The sequence below is a fragment of the Brevundimonas sp. FV1ye29L genome, from assembly GCF_058681095.1.
Genome location: NZ_CM178730.1, coordinates 1,640,619 through 1,656,841 on the forward strand (window position 1 = coordinate 1,640,619; position 16,223 = coordinate 1,656,841).

Consider the following 16,223-nt stretch of genomic DNA (forward strand, 5'->3'; position numbering starts at 1 on the left):
CCGATGTTGAACTTCCTTGGTCAGATCCTGACCTATGTCGTGCCGTTCCTGCTGGTGTTGACCCTGGTCGTCACCATCCATGAACTCGGCCACTACTGGGTTGCCCGCGCCTTCGGGGTGAAGATCGACCGGTTCGCCATCGGCTTTGGCCGCGCCCTGTTCCAGCGCACCGACAGGCGGGGCGTCGAATGGCGCATCGGCTGGATGCCGCTGGGCGGCTATGTCAAATTCTCCGGCGATCTCGACGCCTCCAGCGTCCCGGACCAGGCCGGGCTGGCGGAGCTGAAACAACGGATCACCGCCGAGGAGGGGCCGGCCGCCCTCGGCGCCTACTACCATTTCAAGCCGGTATGGCAGCGGATGCTGATCGTGGCGGGCGGGCCCTTTGCGAATTTCGTCCTCGCCCTCGTGATTTTCACGGGGGTGTTCAGCCTGCTGGGCGACCAGATCTCGCCGCCCCGGGTCGCCGAGGTGCCGGCCGGGACGCCAGGGGCGGCGGCGGGCTTCCGCGCCGGTGATCTGATCGTCGAGGTGAACGGCCGCCCGGCCCGCAGCCCGCAGGATGTGATCCGGGTCGTCTCGCTCAACTCCGACACGCCGGTCGCCTTCAAGGTGGAGCGCAATGGCCAGCCGCTCCGGCTGACCGCCGTTCCCGTGCGCACGGTGACGGAGGACGCGATTTCCGGACGTGTGGCGATCGGCAAGATCGGCGTGCCCCTGGTGACCCAGAGAAGCGAGGTCCGGATCATCCGATACAATCCGGTCGAGGCCGTCGGGGCCGCCGGTCGCCAGATCAGCGATGTCCTGTCGACGACGCTGAGCTATCTCGGACGCATCTTCACCGGTCGTGAATCGGGAGCCCTGCTGAACGGGCCGCTCGGCATCGCCAAGGCCGCCGGCGGCATCACCGCCCAGGCGACGGCGGGGGAGGGACCGGCGGAGTTGAAGGCCGCCAACCTCGCCCTGATGCTATTCCAGTTCGCCGCCATACTTTCGATCGGAATCGGCTTCATCAATCTGATGCCCATCCCCGTTCTGGACGGTGGCCACCTCGTTTTCTACGCCTATGAGGCTGTGGCGAGAAAACCTGTGGCGGCCAGGGTTCAGGAGGCGGGATACCGGGTCGGTCTTGCTTTGCTGGCGTGTTTGATGTTGTTCGCGACCTGGAACGACCTGCAAAAGCTCAACCTGTTCAAATTCCTCGGCGGGCTCGTCTCGTGAGCCGACGCCAGCCCCCGATGGTTCCCCTGATGACGATGATCCAAACGCGCGCTTCCATATCCATGACTGGTCGCTGGCGTGCGCCTGTTTGCAGTGTTCTGGCCCTGGTCGTCGCCGGCGGTCTCGCCGGAGCGGCGTCCGCCCAGACCGCGCCCCCATCCGCCGCTGTGGCCCCGGCCGCCCAGAACGAGTCCGGCGTCGTCAACCGCATCCTGGTGCGCGGCAACCAGCGGATCGACCAGACCACGGTCCTCTCCTACCTGCCGATCCAGCCGGGCGACACGGTCGATGCGGCGCTTCTGGACGTGGCCCTTCGCACCCTGACGCGGACCCAGCTTTTCGCTGACGTTCAACTGGGTCTGCAGCCGAACGGCGATCTGGTGATCACCATCGTCGAGAACCCGATCATCAACCAGGTGGTGTTCGAGGGAAACAGCGCGCTCAGCCTCAAGAAGCTGACCGACGAGGTGACCCTGGCCCCGCGCGGCATCTATACCCGCGCCAAGGTGCAGGAAGATGTCGGCAAGATCATCGAACTGTACCGTCTGTCCGGCCGTATCTCGGCCACGGTCACGCCCAAGCTGGTCCAGCTGGAACAGAACCGCGTCGATGTCGTCTTCGAGATCGACGAAGGCCCCGAAACCGGCCTTCAGGCCATCACCTTCCTCGGCAACCGTGCCTATTCGGACTCCGACCTGCGCGAGGTCATGGTCACCAAACAGTCCGACTGGTGGCGGGTGTTCAGTTCCAATGACAACTACGATCCCAACCGGCTGGACTATGACCGGGAACAGCTGCGGAAATTCTATACCAACCGCGGCTATTATGACTTCCGCATCATCTCGGCGGTCGCCGAACTGGTCCCGGACGACAGCGCCTTCGGCCTGACCCTGACGGTGGACGAGGGAGACCGCTACAACTTCGGCGAGATCAAGGTCGTTACCGAGAATGCGCGGCTGAACCCTGAATTCCTCGAGCTGCTGATCCCCATCCAGAAGGGTCAGTTGTTCGAGAGCGACAAGATCGAAAGCTCCGTCGACGCCCTGACGTTCGCCGCCGGTTCGGCCGGTTACGCCTTCGTGGACATCAAGCCCAGCTACAAGGCCAATCCCGAGACCGATACGGTCGATGTCACCTTCAACGTCAGCGAGGGGCAGCGGGTCTACATCGACCGCATCAACATCGTGGGCAACACCCGCACCATTGACCCGGTCGTACGTCGTGAACTGATGCTGACCGAGGGCGATGCCTTCAACCGCGCCCTGCTGGAGCGTTCGCGCAACAACCTCAGGGCGCTCGGCTTCTTCAAGGATGTGACCGTCGACGAGACGCGCGGATCCGCGCCCGACCGGTCCGTCGTCAATGTCAATCTGACCGAACAGCCCACCGGCGAGCTGTCGGTCGGGGCGGGCTTCAGCTCGGTGGACAGTTTCGTGGTCAATCTGGGAATCACCGAGCGCAATTTCCGCGGGCGGGGCCAGAACGTCGTGGCCCGCGCCGAATGGGGCTCTCTGCGCCAGAACATCGACTTCCGCTTCACCGAGCCCAAATTCCTCGGACGTGATCTCGGCGCCGGGTTTGACCTGTTCCACTCGCGCTTCGACTTCCAGGAAGAGTCGTCGTTCGACTATCGCTCGACCGGGGCCGGCCTGCGGATCGCCTATCCCATCAACGGCTATACCCGACTGAGTGCGCGTTACTTCATCAAGGACGACGAGATCATCGTGCCGACGGGCTACTGCGCCAGCGGCGGATCCGGATCGCGGGCGCTCTGCGAACAGGTCGGCGCCTCGCTGAACTCCTCGGTGGGCTACACCCTGGCCATTGACCGCCGCAACGATCCGATCCGGGCGACGCGCGGCTGGACAGGCTCGTTCCGTCAGGACTTCGCGGGCCTGGGCGGCGATGTGAACTATGTGAAGACCGAGGCCGACGCCACGCTCTACTACGGCCTCTCGCCCCAGTGGATTGTCAGCCTGCAGGGCTCGGTGGGCTATGTCTCGGGCTGGCGCGGCGATGCGGTCCGCATCAACGACCGCTTCTTCAAGGGCGGCAACACCTTCCGCGGCTTCGAGACCGCCGGCATGGGGCCGCGCGATCTGCTGACCACCGACGCGCTCGGCGGCAACTTCTATGCCGTGAGCAGCCTGGAGCTGACGCTGCCGAACTTCCTGCCCGAGCAGTACGGCATCAAGACCTCGCTGTTCACCGACGTCGGTACTCTGGGCGTCCTGGACGACCGTTACACCCTGACCTCGACCGGAACGCGCGACGCCAATATTGTTGACGACATGACGCTCCGCGCCGCCGCCGGCATCAGCATCCACTGGAAGTCGCCGATGGGGCCGATCCGGTTCGACCTGTCGCAGGTTCTGTCCAAGGAAGACTACGACAAGACCGAAACCTTCCGCTTCTCCACCTCCACCCAATTCTAGACTCCAACCCCTGGTCCGTCCGGACCGTCTGAAGGCTGAATATGAAACCGTTCGTCATCGGCGCTGTTGCGCTGGCCTCGCTGGTCGCCACCACCGCTACCGCCCAGACCGCCGCCCCGGTCAATGTCGGCCCGGTCATCCCCGGTGTCTGCGTCTTTTTCAACCAGCAGCTGCTGGCCCAGTCGACGGCGGGCGTCTCCGTCCAGACCCGGATGCAACAGCTGGCGACCGAGGTCGACGGCGAGCTGCAGCCCTATGCCACCACGCTCCAGACCGAGGCCCAGGCCCTTCAGGCCGGCCAGGCGACCATTCCCGCCGCTGAGCTGCAGTCGCGTCGCGCCGCCCTGCAGCAGCGCGCCCAGGAAGCCCAGCAGCTGGAACAGACCCGCACCGCCGAACTGCGCTACACGCTGAGCGCCCAGCGCGAGAAGATTTCCCAGGCTGTGGAGCCGCTACTCGTCGCCGTCTATCAGGAACGCGGCTGCGGCATCCTGATCGACCGTGAGAGCGTGTTCGTGATGAACCCGGCCATGGACATCACCCCGACCGTGATCGAACGCCTCAACGCCGCCCTGCCGACCCTGACCTTCAACCGTATGGCGGTTCCGGTCCAGGCGCCGCAGGCCCAGTAAGACCGGGAGCCGGGCGCATGGCCCTGCCGGACGCCCGGTTCTTCGAGACCCTCTCGCCGATCCCTGTCGCGGACCTCGCGGCGCGGATCGGCGGCGAGGTCGCGCGAAGTGGCGGTCAGGTCGTCGCCCATGTCGCGCCCCTGGCGTCTGCCGACGGCCGGGCCGTCTCCTTCCTCTCCGATCGTAAATTCGCCCCGGCCCTCGCCGCAACGCGGGCGGGGTGCGTCATCGTGCCGGCGGCGTCTGTTGAGGTCGCGCCTGCGGCCTGCTCCGTCATCGTGTCTGCGGAAGCCCAGGCCGCCTGGGCGCGCGCCTCGATGCTGCTGCATGCGCCTCGCCGTATCGACGGGCTCGAGCCTCGCGATCAGGCCTGTGAGGACGAGACCGTCGTGATCGAGCCCGGCGTGGTTCTGGGGCCGGGCGTTCGTATCGGGCGCGGGACGCGAATCGGCGCCAATACGGTCATCGGCGCCGGGGTCCAGATCGGACGGGACTGTCAGATCGGGGCGAACGTCTCGATCGGCTTTGCCCTGATCGGCGACCGGGTGAAGCTCTATTCCGGCGCCCGGATCGGCGAATCGGGGTTCGGGGCCGCAGGATCCAGCACCGGGCCCGTGGACATTCCCCAGCTGGGCCGGGTCATCCTTCAGGACGGGGTCACCGTCGGCGCCAACACCTGCATCGACCGGGGCGCCTATGACGATACCGTCGTGGGCGAAAACACCAAGATCGATAATCTCGTCATGATCGGCCACAACTGCGTCATCGGCCGCAACAACCTGATGGCGGCCTTTACGGGGGTTTCCGGTTCTGTGACGACGGGTGACAATGTGATGTTCGGCGGCCAGGCGGGAGTCGGCGATCATATCACCATCGGCGCGGGCGCCCGGGTCGCCGGCGGGGCCGGAGTCCTGGCCGACATTCCGCCGGGCGAGACCTGGTCGGGCTACCCGGCCAAGCCGATCCGCCAGTCCTTGCGCGAAGCCGTGTGGCTCGCCAAACAGGTAACCCGAAAGGCGCAATCATAGGCGCCGGAGACGAAGGCCAGCGCCCATGAGCGAATCCGCAACTCCTGTCCCGCCCGTTGGCGGGAAAATCGACTACGCCGAGGTCATGCGGCGTCTGCCGCACCGCTATCCGTTCCTCCTGGTCGACAAGGCCGAGGACTTTGTGGCCTCGACCTCGATCACCGGCGTCAAGAACGTGAGCCACAACGAGCCCTTCTTCCCCGGCCACTTTCCGATCGATCCGGTCATGCCCGGCGTCCTGATCGTCGAGGCCATGGCCCAGACCGGCGCCCTGCTGATGTCCAAGAGCCTCGACGTCGCGGTCGAGGGCAAGGTCATCATGTTCATGTCCATCGACGGCGTCCGCTTCCGAAAGCCCGCCCGGCCCGGCGACCAGCTGCGGATGAAGGTGGTCGTCACCCGGCAGCGCGGCGATATCTTCAAATTCCGGGGTGAGACCTTCATTGACGACAAACTGGCCGCCGAGGCCGAGTTCGCGGCCATGGTCGTCACCGTCGACGAACCGGTCGCCTGACCATGGCGTCCATACATCCGACCGCCATCGTCGACGCCTCGGCCCGGCTGGCCGATGACGTCATCATCGGGCCATGGAGCACGGTCGGCCCCGGCGTGGTGCTGGACGAGGGCGTGATTCTGGTCAGCCATGTGGTGATCCAGCAGGACACCAACGTCGGGGCGCGAACGGCGATCCATCCCTTCGCGGTCATCGGCGGCGACCCGCAGCACAACGGCTATCGCGGCGAGCCGGTGCGGCTGGAGATCGGGGCGGACAATTCGATCCGTGAACACTGCACCTTCAATCGCGGCACGCCTCAAGGGTCGGGCGTCACCCGCATCGGCTCGAACAACCTGTTCATGACCGGCGCCCATGTCGGCCACGACGTTGTGGTCGGAGACAACGTGGTCATGGCCAACAACGCCACCCTCGGCGGCCACGCCCGGATCGGCGACAGGGTCTTTCTCGGCGGCCTGTGCGCCGTGCACCAGAACGGCCGGGTGGGGCAGGGCGCCATTATCGGGGGACTGGCGGCCGTGACCCGCGACGTCATTCCCTATGGTTCGGCCTGGGGCAACCACGCCGAGCTGCGCGGCCTCAACCTGATCGGACTGAAGCGCAAGGGCTATGGCAAGGATGCGGTGCGGCGGCTGCTGGCGGCGTATCGCGATCTGTTCGAGGGCGGCGGAACCTTCGCCGACCGGGTCGAGGCGGCAACGGCCGACTACGCCGACCTGCCGGAGATCATGGAGATCATCGCCTTCATCCGCGAGGACGGAAAACGCCCCCTGTGTCTGCCCTCTCCACGCCAGACGGGCGCATGACGCTCGCGCCCAAACTCGCCCTGATCGCCGGCGGCGGCGACCTGCCCATCTCCGTGGCCGAGCGCTGCGAGGTCGAGGGACGGGAGCTCTATGTCGTACGGCTGGACGGATTCGCCGATCACCGTCTGGCGCGCTGGCCCGGCGACGACTTCGGCATGGCCCAGATCGGCGGCATCCTGAAGGCGATGAAGGCGGCGGGATGTCGCGTCGTCTGTCTGGCCGGAAACGTCAGCCGGCCCGACTTCAAGAGCCTGAAGCCCGACTTCAAGGGGGCGACCCTGCTGCCCGGCATCGTCAAGGCGGCCGGCCAGGGCGACGACGCCCTGTTGCGCAAGATCCTGTCGGTGTTCGAGGCCGAAGGGTTCTCGGTCGAGGGGGCCGACGACATTCTGGGCGGCGAGACCCTGGGCGCGGGCGCGCTGGGGTCGATCCAGCCGACGCCGGAACAGATGGAAGACCTGAAAAAGGCGCTCCATGTCGCGGAAAAATCAGGCGAACTGGATGTCGGTCAGGGCGCGGTCGTCTGTGACGGCCTTGTGCTGGCGGTCGAGGCGCAGGAGGGGACGGACGCCATGCTGCAGCGGGTCGCCAGCCTGCCGCAGGACCTGCGCGGCCGTGAGGGCGATCGCAAGGGCGCGCTCGGCAAGGCCCCCAAGCCGATCCAGGACCTGCGGGTGGACATGCCGGTCATCGGGCCTCGGACCCTGGAACTGGCAGCCGCCGCCGGTCTGGCGGGCGTGGGCGGGTTCGCCGGCCGACTGATCCTGATCGATCGGGCGGAGATCGCCGCCGCAGCCGACCGGCTGGGTCTCTTCGTCTGGGGCGAGCCCCTGTGAGCCAGCCCATGAAGATCATGCTGGTCGCCGCCGAGGCCTCGGGCGACGCCCTGGGCGCCGGGCTGGCGCAGGCGCTGCGCAAACGGCTGGGCGACGATGTGCGTTTCGTCGGCGTCGGCGGCCCGAAGATGGCGGCGGTGGGGATCGACAGCCCGTTCGACATCGCCGAACTGTCCATTCTGGGCTGGCTCGAAGGGCTGAAGGCTTACGGCCTGGTCAAACGCCGCGTGGCGGACACGGTCGCCCTGGCCCAGCGCGAGCGGCCGGACGCCGTCGTCCTGATCGACAGCTGGGGCTTCACCATCCGGGTCGCCAGGGCCATCCGTGCGGTCCTGCCGGAGGTGAAGCTGATCAAATATGTGGGGCCCCAGGTCTGGGCCTCGCGGCCCGGGCGGGCGAAGACCCTGGCGGCCTCGGTCGACCACCTGCTGGCCCTCTACGCCTTCGACGCGCCCTGGTTCGAGCGCGAGGGCCTGCCCACGACGGTCGTGGGGTCGCAGGCCCTGCACACCGACATGACCGGGGCCGACCCGGCCGCCTTCCGCGCCGCGCGGGGCATCACGCCCGACGCCGACCTGTTGCTGGTGCTGCCGGGCAGCCGGCCCTCGGAAATCCGGTTGATGACCCCGGTCTATGAGGCCGCCGTCGCCCGGTTGAAGGCCGCCGACCCCAGGCTGGAGGTCGCCGTCGTCCTGGCCGGTACGGTCGCCGATGATGTGGCGGCCCGTATCGCCGCCTGGCCGTTCCGCGTCCATCAGGTGACCGAGGCCGACAAATACGCCGCCATGCGGGCCGCCACCGTGGCCCTGGCCACCAGCGGCACGGTCTCGACCGAACTGGCCATCGCCGGCGCGCCCATGGTCATCGCCTACCGTTTCCAGCCCCTGTCCTATGCGATCATGAAGCCCTTCTTCACCGGCAGGTTCGCCACCCTGTTCAACCACGCCGCCGACGAGGAAATCGCCCGCGAACTGATCCAGACCGACGCCACCCCGGACAGGGTCGCGGCCGAGGTGGGGCGGTTGCTGACCGATCCTGCCAAGCGGGTCGATCAGACGGCGCGTCAGACGGCGGCTCTGGCGATGATGGGACGGGGGCCGGTCGATCCGTCGGAAATGGCGGCGGAGGCGGTTCTCAGGGTCGTCGGCGGGACTTGACGACAAAAGAAAACGCCGGGGCTTTCGCCCCGGCGCTTCGGCATTCGATCCGTGAATCAATCAGCCGCGCTGGCTGATCGGCACATAATCCCGCTCGGTCGGGCCGGTGTACAGCTGGCGCGGGCGGCCGATCTTCTGCGAGGGGTCGCCGATCATTTCCTGCCACTGGGCGATCCAGCCGACGGTGCGGGCCAGGGCGAACAGGACGGTGAACATCGAGGTCGGGAAGCCCATCGCCGACAGGGTGATGCCCGAATAGAAGTCGACGTTCGGGAACAGTTTGCGCTCGATGAAATATTCGTCGGACAGGGCGACGCGTTCCAGCTCCTTGGCGACCTGGAACAGCGGGTCGTTCTCGGCGCCGATGACGGCCAGAACCTCGTCGGCCGATTCCTTCATCACCGTCGCGCGCGGGTCGTAGTTCTTGTAGACCCGGTGGCCGAAGCCCATCAGTTTGTATTTCTTGGACTTCACGCCCTCGATGAACTCGGGGATCTTGTCCGGGGTGCCGATCTCCTTGAGCATGTTCAGCGCCTCTTCATTGGCGCCCCCGTGCGAGGGGCCCCACAGGCAGGCGATGCCGGCGGCGATACAGGCGAAGGGGTTGGCGCCCGACGACCCGGCCAGACGGACGGTCGAGGTCGAGGCGTTCTGCTCGTGGTCGGCATGCAGGGTGAAGATGCGGTCCATGGCGCGGGCCATGGCCGGATTGACCACATAGTCCTCGGCCGGGACGGCGAAGCACATGCGCAGGAAGTTCTCGGCATAGCTCAGGTCGTTGCGCGGCGACACGAACGGCTGGCCGATATGGTATTTATAGGCGCGGGCCGCGATGGTCGGCATCTTGGCGATCAGGCGGATAGCCGAGATGTTGCGCTGGACCGGATCATGGATGTCCAGGCTGTCGTGATAGAAGGCCGACAGGGCGCCGACGGTGCCGACCATTATCGACATCGGGTGGGCGTCGCGACGGAAACCCTCGAAGAAGCGGTCGAACTGGGCGTGCAGCATGGTGTGCCGCGTGACCGTCTCCTCGAACGCCGCATATTCCGACGCCGTCGGCAGTTCGCCGTGCAGCAGCAGGTGGCAGACTTCGAGGAAGTTGGACTGTGAGGCCAGCTGGCCGATCGGATAGCCGCGGTGCAGCAGGACGCCGGCGTCGCCATCAATATAGGTGATGGCGCTTTCGCAGGCGGCGGTGGAGGTGAATCCGGGGTCAAAGGTGAAGGCGTCGGTCGCGCCGTACAGCTTGCGGATATCGATGACGTCCGGGCCGATCGAGCCGGACAGGACGGGCAGGTCGACGGACTTGTCGCCGAGGGTGAGGGTCGCGGATTTAACGTCTTCGCTCATTGTAGCCCCTTCGCAAAGGTGAGGTCCGGACCGGGAGACGCCGGGCCCCTTTATCGTTGTGGGAAATCACTTAGTCTGTTGCGGCGCATCATCCAAGCGCCCGCGACCTTCGTCGCATCTATTCGCGGACCGTTGCCGCCGGGCCGGGGTTCGCAGACCGCTCTGATGACCGTCCAGTGTTTGTGTTTACAGGCTTTTTCTGACCAGAAAACATCATTGCGATCCGGGGGCGTCGCATGACCACGACGATGCAGATGCAGGATGACGCCCGTCCGGGCGCACCGGGTGGACCTTGGACCCGCCTGTGGGCCGATCTGCGGGCCGAACCGGGACGACAGGGGCTGCGCTGGCGGTTGTGGGCGCCGGTGGCCTTCGGCGGCGGATGCGCCCTGTATTTCAGTCTCGGGTCCGAGCCGCCGCTCTGGCCGATGGCCGCCGCCGCGATCCTGACGGCCGGACTCTGGCTGGCGACGAGGCGAGCCGGCGCGGGAAGGCCGGTGACCGTCCCCCTGATGCTGCTGGCCTGTCTGGCGGCCGGTCTGGCGGCGTCCGGAATCCGCACCGGGCGCGTCGCCGCCCCGATCGCCCCGGCCATGGCGGCGCCGACGGTGCTGGAAGCCTGGGTGCTGGACGTCGACAGTCCCGGCCAGCGCGGCCACCGTGTCGTCGTGGCGCCGGTCTGGATCCGCGGGCTTGCGCCGGAGGACACGCCGATCCGGCTGCGCGCCACAGTGAAGGGGCCGCCGCCCCGGCCCGGCGAGGCTGTGCGGCTGTTCGCCATCCTCAATCCGCCGCCGCCGCCCGCCGCGCCGGGCGCCTATGATTTCGGCCGCAACGCCTTTTTCGCCGGCATGGGCGGGGTGGCGTTCGCACTGGGAGAAACTCGCGCGGTCAGTCTTGATCCGCCGTCATGGGGTCTGCGCCTGATCATGAAGGTCAATGCCGTCCGCTTCGGCCTGGCCGAGCGGATCGTGGCGCGTCTGGGGCCGCGCACCGGAGGCGTCGCCGCGGCCATGGTGACGGGCCACGAGACCTGGATCGGTCAGGACGATCTGGACGCCATGCGCGATTCCGGGCTGGCCCACATCCTGTCGATCTCGGGCCTGCACATGGCCGTGGTCGGCGGGTTCGTCTTCTTCAGCGTCCGGCTGGCCCTGGCGGCCTGGCCCTGGCTGGCGTTGCGGGTCTCGGGCAAGAAGGTCGCCGCCGTGGCCGGTCTGATCGCGGTCGGGACCTATCTGGTCATCTCCGGCGCGCCGCCCCCGGCCGAGCGGGCGGCGATCACGGCCTCGATCGCCTTCATCGCCATCCTGCTGGACCGGCAGGCGATCACCATGCACGCCCTGGCCGTCGCGGCCCTGGTGGTGCTGGCGATCCAGCCCGAGGCCATTGTCACGCCCGGCTTCCAGATGTCCTTCGCCGCCACCGCCGCCCTTGTGGGCCTGGTCGAGGCCTGGCCGCGCCGGCCGCGCGAGATCTCGGCGCCCTGGCCCATTGTGGCGGTGCAGAGGTTCGGCGGCTGGATGGTCGCCGCCTGCGCCGCCAGCCTGGTGGCCGGGCTCGCTACGGGTCCGTTCGCCATGCAGCATTTCAACCGGACGGCGGTCTATGGACTGCTCGCCAATCTGGCGACCTCCCCGGTGGCGGATTTTCTGATGATGCCGGCGCTGGCACTGGGGGCCCTGCTGGAACCGGTCGGTCTGGGCGCGCCGTTCCTGTGGGTGGCCGGCCGGGGCATCGATCTGATGCTGACGATCGGCCACTGGACGGCGGGCCTGCCCGGAGCGGTGCGGACGGTGGCCAGCGCGCCGGATTTCGTCCTGCCCATCGCCTTCCTCGGCATCCTGATCGTCTGTCTGTGGCAGGGGCGGCTGCGCTGGCTGGGCCTGCCCCTGGCGGCGGCGGTGCTGGTCTGGCCGCGCGCCCCGACGCCGGACCTGTGGATCGGCGACGGCGGGACCAACGCCGCCTTCCATCAGGCGCGGCAGGCCGTGGTGGTCCGGCCGGGCGTGCGGGAATTCGCCGTCGAGCTCTGGTCGCGCCGCCGGGGACTGGAGATGATGGATCGGCCCGAAAACGGCTGGACCTGCGGCCGCTACGCCTGTGCGCCGGCAAGCCCTGCCGCCGCTCCTGTTGCGCTGTGGTGGGGAACGCGCGCCCCATCGATTGAGGCGCTCGCGGCCCTGTGCCGGTCGGCCTCCGTGGTCAGCAGTCGCGCTGTGCTGCCTCGCCTGCCTGCGGAGTGTCACGACAGATTGGTGCTGGACGGCGTCGATTTCGCGCGGGGCGGGTCGGTGGAGTTGTGGCGCGACGGCCAGACGGGCTGGCGGGCGACCTGGACCTCGGAGGTGCGCGGCGACCGGCCGTGGACGCGGATCGCCGACCCGGAGGCGCCTGAGGCGTGAGTGATCTTCGAAACGCCGCCATCCCCGGACTTGATCCGGGGATCAGCGGTTCAGCCGCCGTGCGGCCGGTATGATGCACGGATCGTGCGACATCCTGCCTGTCGGGGTGGGAGGAGCGTCCGATCCCCGGATCAACTCCAAGGATGACGGAATTTGAAGCAGGGTCTGTGCCGGACCTTAGTGATACCGCCGGATCAGCCCGACCAGCTTGCCCTGGACCTCGACCTGGTCGGGGCCGAAGATGCGGGTCTCATAGGCGCGGTTGGCGGGTTCCAGGGCGATGGAGCCGCCCTTCTTGCGCAGCCGTTTCAGGGTGGCTTCCTCGCCCTCGACCAGGGCCACGACGATCTCGCCCGAGGCGGCGGTATCGACGCGTTTGATGACCACCAGATCGCCGTTCAGGATCCCCGCCTCGATCATCGAGTCCCCCTCGATCTCGAGCATATAGTGGTCGCCGGACCCCAGCATGGACTCCGGCACCGGATAGCGTTCGCGCTCATGCTGGATGGCGGCGATGGGGGTGCCGGCGGCGATCTTGCCCAGTAGCGGCAGTTCGCGGGTGTCATTGGCGGGGGCCGCCGCGACGGGCCGTCCGCCCTCAACGACCTCGGGCCGGAAGACGCCGCGTCCGCGCAGGGGCGTGGCCTCGTCCGGCATGCGGGTGACCTCCAGCGCCCGGGCCCGGTGCGCCAGGCGGCGGATAAAGCCCCGCTCCTCCAGCGCCGTGATCAGCCGGTGAATGCCCGACTTTGACGCCAGATCCAGCGCCTCCTTCATCTCGTCGAACGAAGGGGAGACGCCGGTCTCCTGAATCCGCTCATGGATGAACATCAGGAGCTCGTGCTGTTTCTTGGTGAGCATGGCGGGGAATCATCCAGAACAAGGCGTGAACCGTTGCCGATGTTCTGTAAGTGTTCTTCGCTAATGTCAACTTAACGGCTGACATCATGGGCAACCGCCTCTGACGCCGGTCAATCCAACAGCAGCGCCACGTTTTCTGATTGGTGGAAGTATGGAGGCCTCCAACTGACGGCGATCGAGCGGGTCGCTGCCTGAAGCCTTTCACCGTCTGCCAAAGTTCCATCGATGAGTAGCGTGATCGCGCTACCGGCGGCCGCCTCTAGCTTGATGACTTTTGAGATGCCCGTGCTGTCATCGTCGGTGCTGAGAACCTCGTCCAGCACGACGACCCCATCGACCAGAAGCCGTACTCGCTGACCTTCGAAATGAACGAAGGCGACGGTAATTGCAGCGCAGGAATCTGGGCCGTCACAAGATGTTTGAACGGTTGCGATTTGCCGGTGAGGTGCGCAGCTCGTCCCCAAGCAAAGTATCGCGAGGCAGCCGATCAGGAACCGGTTCACCGGACGCTTGGCTCCGACATCAACGCCCGCGTCGCCGCCTCGACATCCGCCTGACGCATCAGGCTTTCGCCGACCAGCACCGCCTGCGCGTGGGCGTCCGACACCCGCTGGACGTCATCGGGCGTGAAGATGCCGCTCTCGGCCACCAGCAGGGCCTTGACCGGGCTCAGCATGGCCAGGCGTTCGGTCGTCTCCAGATCGACCTCGAAGGTCTTGAGCGAGCGGTTGTTGACCCCGACCAGATCGCCGCCCAGACGGCAGGCGCGGGCCATCTCGGCCTCGTCATGGGTCTCGATCAGGGCGTCCATGCCGAATCGATCGGCCTCGGCCAGAAGTTCGCCGGCCAGACCGTCGTCGATCATGGCGAGGATGATCAGGATGCAGTCGGCGCCCAGGGCGCGGCTCTCGGCCACCTGCCACGGATCGACGAGGAAGTCCTTCCTCAGACAGGGCAGGGCGACCGCGTCGCGCGCGGCGGTCAGGAAGGCGTCGTCGCCCTGAAAACTGGGGCCGTCGGTCAGGACCGACAGGCATTGGGCCCCGCCCCGCTCATAGGCGCGGGCGAGGGCGGGCGGGTCGAAGTCCGGCCGGATCAGTCCCTTCGACGGGCTGGCCTTCTTGATCTCGGCGATCAGGGCGGGGCGGCCCGTCGCCTCGACGTGGGTCTCAAGAGCGGTGCGGAAACCGCGCGGGGCCGACGCGGCGGCGGCGGCCGTCTCCAGATCGGCGAGGCTGCGCATGGCCTTGCGGGCCGCGACCTCGTCTCGCTTGTAGTCGGCGATGCGGGACAGGATGTCGGTCAATTCCGGGGCTCTTCCTCATCCGGGGCGGAGGTGATGCGCGCCAGGGCCTCGAGGGCGGCGCGCGCGCGGCCGTCGTCGATGGCGGCGGCGGCGAGGGCGACGCCCTGTTTCAGATCTTCGGCCCTGTCCGCCACCATGAGGGCGGCGGCGGCGTTGAGCAGGACGATGTCGCGGTAAGGGCCGGCGGCGCCGTCCAGCAGGGCGTTGAGAGCCTCGGCATTGGCCTCCGCGTCGCCCCCGCGCAGATCCTCGATCGAGGCCCGGCCCAGACCCGCGTCCTCGGGCGTGACGGTGAAACGGCGGACGGCGCCGTTGCGCCATTCGGCGACCTCGCTCTCGCCGGTCGTGGTCAGTTCGTCGAGACCCTGACCGTGGACCGTCCAGGCGCGCACGGCGCCCAGCCGGCCCAGCACCTCGGCCAGGGGCTCCAGCAGGCGCGGATCATAGACCCCCATCAGCTGGCGTTTCGCCCCCGCCGGGTTGGACAGCGGCCCCAGCAGGTTGAACACGGTGCGGAAGCCGATTTCGGCCCGCACCGGACCGACGTGGCGCATCGCCCCGTGGTAGGCCGGGGCGAACAGGAAGGCGATGCCGGCCTCGTCCAGCGCCTGACGCTGTCTGGCCAGGCCGGCGGTCAGGTCGACCCCCAGCACCGACAGGACGTCGGACGACCCGGATTTCGAGCTCATCGCCCGGTTGCCGTGCTTGGCCACCTTGACCCCCGCGCCGGCCAGAACCAGGGCCGAGGCGGTGGAGATGTTGAACGTGTGAGCCCCGTCGCCGCCGGTTCCGCAGGTGTCGATGACGTCCCAGGGATGATCCAGCTGCGTGGCGGCGTCGCGCATCGCCTGGGCGAAGGCGGCGATCTCCTCGACCGTCTCGCCGCGCATCCGCAGGGCGGTGACGGCGGCGGCGACCTGGGCCGGGGTCGGCTCGCCGCGCAGGCAGGCGGCGAAGAAATCGTGGGCCTCGTCTGACGACAGGACCTGACCATCAATCAATCGGGCCAGCAGGGGCTTGAAGCCGCCGTCGGTGCTCATAGGCCGTCCTCAGACCGTCGCGAGACGCCGAACGCCCGCCAGATCGAGGAAGTTGGCCAGCATCTCATGGCCATGTTCGGTGGCGATGGATTCCGGGTGGAACTGGACGCCGTGGATCGGCCGCTCGTGATGCTGGAAGGCCATGATCTCGCCGTCGGCCGTCCAGGCGGTCACGTCGAGGGTATTGGGCAGGGTGTCGCGCGACACCGCCAGCGAGTGATAGCGTGTAGCGGTGAACGGGCTCGGAAGCCCGGCGAACATGCCCTTCCCCTCGTGCAGGATCGGCGAGGTCTTGCCGTGCATCAGGGCCTTGGCGCGGATCACATGGCCGCCCATGGCCTGACCGATGGCCTGGTGGCCGAGGCAGACGCCGAGGATCGGCATGTCCAGCGGCGCCGTGTCGATCAGGGCCAGACAGATTCCGGCCTGATCCGGGGCGCAGGGGCCGGGCGACAGCAGCACGGCCTCCGGCTTCAGCGCCCAGGCCTCATCCGTCGTCAGCTCGTCATTGCGCACGACACGCGTCTCCGCACCCAGCTCCGCCAGATAGTGGACGAGGTTGTAGGTAAAGCTGTCGTAGTTATCGACGACCAGGATCATGCGCCGGTCTTTAGGCTGTGCCGACGCAG

15 protein-coding genes are annotated in these 16,223 nt (G+C 67.6%); 9 read left to right on the top strand and 6 right to left on the bottom strand.

The window, feature by feature from the left end:
- Window positions 1-3: 3 nt before the first annotated feature.
- The 8 genes from rseP (at window position 4) to lpxB (ending at window position 8,629) form a co-directional block, all read left to right on the top strand.
- On the top strand, window positions 4-1,221 hold the full coding sequence (gene rseP, locus ACW17W_RS08035) for an RIP metalloprotease RseP (RefSeq protein WP_492080229.1): 1,218 nt from the start codon (window positions 4-6) through the stop codon (window positions 1,219-1,221).
- A 62-nt stretch (window positions 1,222-1,283) separates the two neighbouring features.
- On the top strand, window positions 1,284-3,656 hold the full coding sequence (gene bamA, locus ACW17W_RS08040) for an outer membrane protein assembly factor BamA (protein WP_492080230.1): 2,373 nt from the start codon (window positions 1,284-1,286) through the stop codon (window positions 3,654-3,656).
- Between the two features lie 41 nt (window positions 3,657-3,697).
- On the top strand, window positions 3,698-4,288 hold the full coding sequence (locus tag ACW17W_RS08045; protein ID WP_492080231.1) for an OmpH/Skp family outer membrane protein: 591 nt from the start codon (window positions 3,698-3,700) through the stop codon (window positions 4,286-4,288).
- A gap of 23 nt (window positions 4,289-4,311) precedes the next feature.
- Complete coding sequence (lpxD, locus tag ACW17W_RS08050) at window positions 4,312-5,316, top strand: UDP-3-O-(3-hydroxymyristoyl)glucosamine N-acyltransferase (protein ID WP_492080290.1); 1,005 nt, start codon at window positions 4,312-4,314, stop codon at window positions 5,314-5,316.
- 25 nt (window positions 5,317-5,341) lie between these two features.
- On the top strand, window positions 5,342-5,830 hold the full coding sequence (fabZ, locus tag ACW17W_RS08055) for a 3-hydroxyacyl-ACP dehydratase FabZ (protein WP_492080232.1): 489 nt from the start codon (window positions 5,342-5,344) through the stop codon (window positions 5,828-5,830).
- A gap of 2 nt (window positions 5,831-5,832) precedes the next feature.
- A complete protein-coding gene (gene lpxA, locus ACW17W_RS08060) occupies window positions 5,833-6,636 on the top strand; it encodes an acyl-ACP--UDP-N-acetylglucosamine O-acyltransferase (RefSeq protein ID WP_492080233.1) in 804 nt (267 codons plus the stop codon).
- Window positions 6,633-7,472 (top strand): UDP-2,3-diacylglucosamine diphosphatase, encoded by an 840-nt coding sequence (gene lpxI, locus ACW17W_RS08065; protein ID WP_492080234.1) that lies wholly within the window; start codon window positions 6,633-6,635, stop codon window positions 7,470-7,472. Before lpxA ends, lpxI begins: the two co-directional genes overlap by 4 nt.
- Complete coding sequence (gene lpxB / locus ACW17W_RS08070; protein ID WP_492080235.1) at window positions 7,469-8,629, top strand: lipid-A-disaccharide synthase; 1,161 nt, start codon at window positions 7,469-7,471, stop codon at window positions 8,627-8,629. Before lpxI ends, lpxB begins: the two co-directional genes overlap by 4 nt.
- Window positions 8,630-8,689: 60 nt before the next feature.
- On the opposite strand, the gene gltA is transcribed toward lpxB, so the two are convergent.
- Window positions 8,690-9,982, bottom strand: a complete 1,293-nt coding sequence (gene gltA, locus ACW17W_RS08075) for a citrate synthase (protein ID WP_492080236.1) — start codon at window positions 9,980-9,982, stop codon at window positions 8,690-8,692.
- Between the two features lie 236 nt (window positions 9,983-10,218).
- On the opposite strand from gltA, the gene ACW17W_RS08080 reads away from it, so the two are divergent.
- Window positions 10,219-12,387 (top strand): ComEC/Rec2 family competence protein, encoded by a 2,169-nt coding sequence (locus ACW17W_RS08080; protein ID WP_492080237.1) that lies wholly within the window; start codon window positions 10,219-10,221, stop codon window positions 12,385-12,387.
- Between the two features lie 177 nt (window positions 12,388-12,564).
- Here ACW17W_RS08080 and lexA read toward each other — a convergent pair whose 3' ends face one another.
- The 5 genes from lexA to ACW17W_RS08105 all read right to left on the bottom strand — a co-directional run bounded on the left by lexA (window position 12,565) and on the right by ACW17W_RS08105 (window position 16,194).
- Window positions 12,565-13,248, bottom strand: coding sequence for a transcriptional repressor LexA (lexA, locus tag ACW17W_RS08085; RefSeq protein ID WP_492080238.1), 684 nt, complete (start codon window positions 13,246-13,248; stop codon window positions 12,565-12,567).
- Window positions 13,249-13,358: 110 nt separating this feature from the next.
- Window positions 13,359-13,751: a hypothetical protein gene (locus ACW17W_RS08090; protein ID WP_492080239.1), complete on the bottom strand. Its 393-nt coding sequence runs from the start codon at window positions 13,749-13,751 to the stop codon at window positions 13,359-13,361.
- Window positions 13,748-14,554: an indole-3-glycerol phosphate synthase TrpC gene (gene trpC / locus ACW17W_RS08095; RefSeq protein WP_492080240.1), complete on the bottom strand. Its 807-nt coding sequence runs from the start codon at window positions 14,552-14,554 to the stop codon at window positions 13,748-13,750. The genes ACW17W_RS08090 and trpC overlap by 4 nt, the downstream gene beginning before the upstream one ends.
- A complete protein-coding gene (gene trpD / locus ACW17W_RS08100) occupies window positions 14,551-15,594 on the bottom strand; it encodes an anthranilate phosphoribosyltransferase (RefSeq protein WP_492080241.1) in 1,044 nt (347 codons plus the stop codon). Before trpD ends, trpC begins: the two co-directional genes overlap by 4 nt.
- Window positions 15,595-15,603: 9 nt before the next feature.
- On the bottom strand, window positions 15,604-16,194 hold the full coding sequence (locus tag ACW17W_RS08105; RefSeq protein WP_492076409.1) for an anthranilate synthase component II: 591 nt from the start codon (window positions 16,192-16,194) through the stop codon (window positions 15,604-15,606).
- Window positions 16,195-16,223 lie beyond the last annotated feature (29 nt).

What these genes read in the sequence shown, in the direction of transcription:
- rseP (WP_492080229.1), top strand. Translation starts at nt 4, where the DNA reads ATGTTGAACTTCCTTGGTCAGATCCTGACCTATGTCGTGCCGTTCCTG.
- bamA (WP_492080230.1), top strand. Translation starts at nt 1,284, where the DNA reads ATGACTGGTCGCTGGCGTGCGCCTGTTTGCAGTGTTCTGGCCCTGGTC.
- ACW17W_RS08045 (WP_492080231.1), top strand. Translation starts at nt 3,698, where the DNA reads ATGAAACCGTTCGTCATCGGCGCTGTTGCGCTGGCCTCGCTGGTCGCC.
- fabZ (WP_492080232.1), top strand. Translation starts at nt 5,342, where the DNA reads ATGAGCGAATCCGCAACTCCTGTCCCGCCCGTTGGCGGGAAAATCGAC.
- lpxA (WP_492080233.1), top strand. Translation starts at nt 5,833, where the DNA reads ATGGCGTCCATACATCCGACCGCCATCGTCGACGCCTCGGCCCGGCTG.
- lpxI (WP_492080234.1), top strand. Translation starts at nt 6,633, where the DNA reads ATGACGCTCGCGCCCAAACTCGCCCTGATCGCCGGCGGCGGCGACCTG.
- gltA (WP_492080236.1), bottom strand. Translation starts at nt 9,982, where the DNA reads ATGAGCGAAGACGTTAAATCCGCGACCCTCACCCTCGGCGACAAGTCC.
- ACW17W_RS08080 (WP_492080237.1), top strand. Translation starts at nt 10,219, where the DNA reads ATGACCACGACGATGCAGATGCAGGATGACGCCCGTCCGGGCGCACCG.
- lexA (WP_492080238.1), bottom strand. Translation starts at nt 13,248, where the DNA reads ATGCTCACCAAGAAACAGCACGAGCTCCTGATGTTCATCCATGAGCGG.
- trpD (WP_492080241.1), bottom strand. Translation starts at nt 15,594, where the DNA reads ATGAGCACCGACGGCGGCTTCAAGCCCCTGCTGGCCCGATTGATTGAT.
- ACW17W_RS08105 (WP_492076409.1), bottom strand. Translation starts at nt 16,194, where the DNA reads ATGATCCTGGTCGTCGATAACTACGACAGCTTTACCTACAACCTCGTC.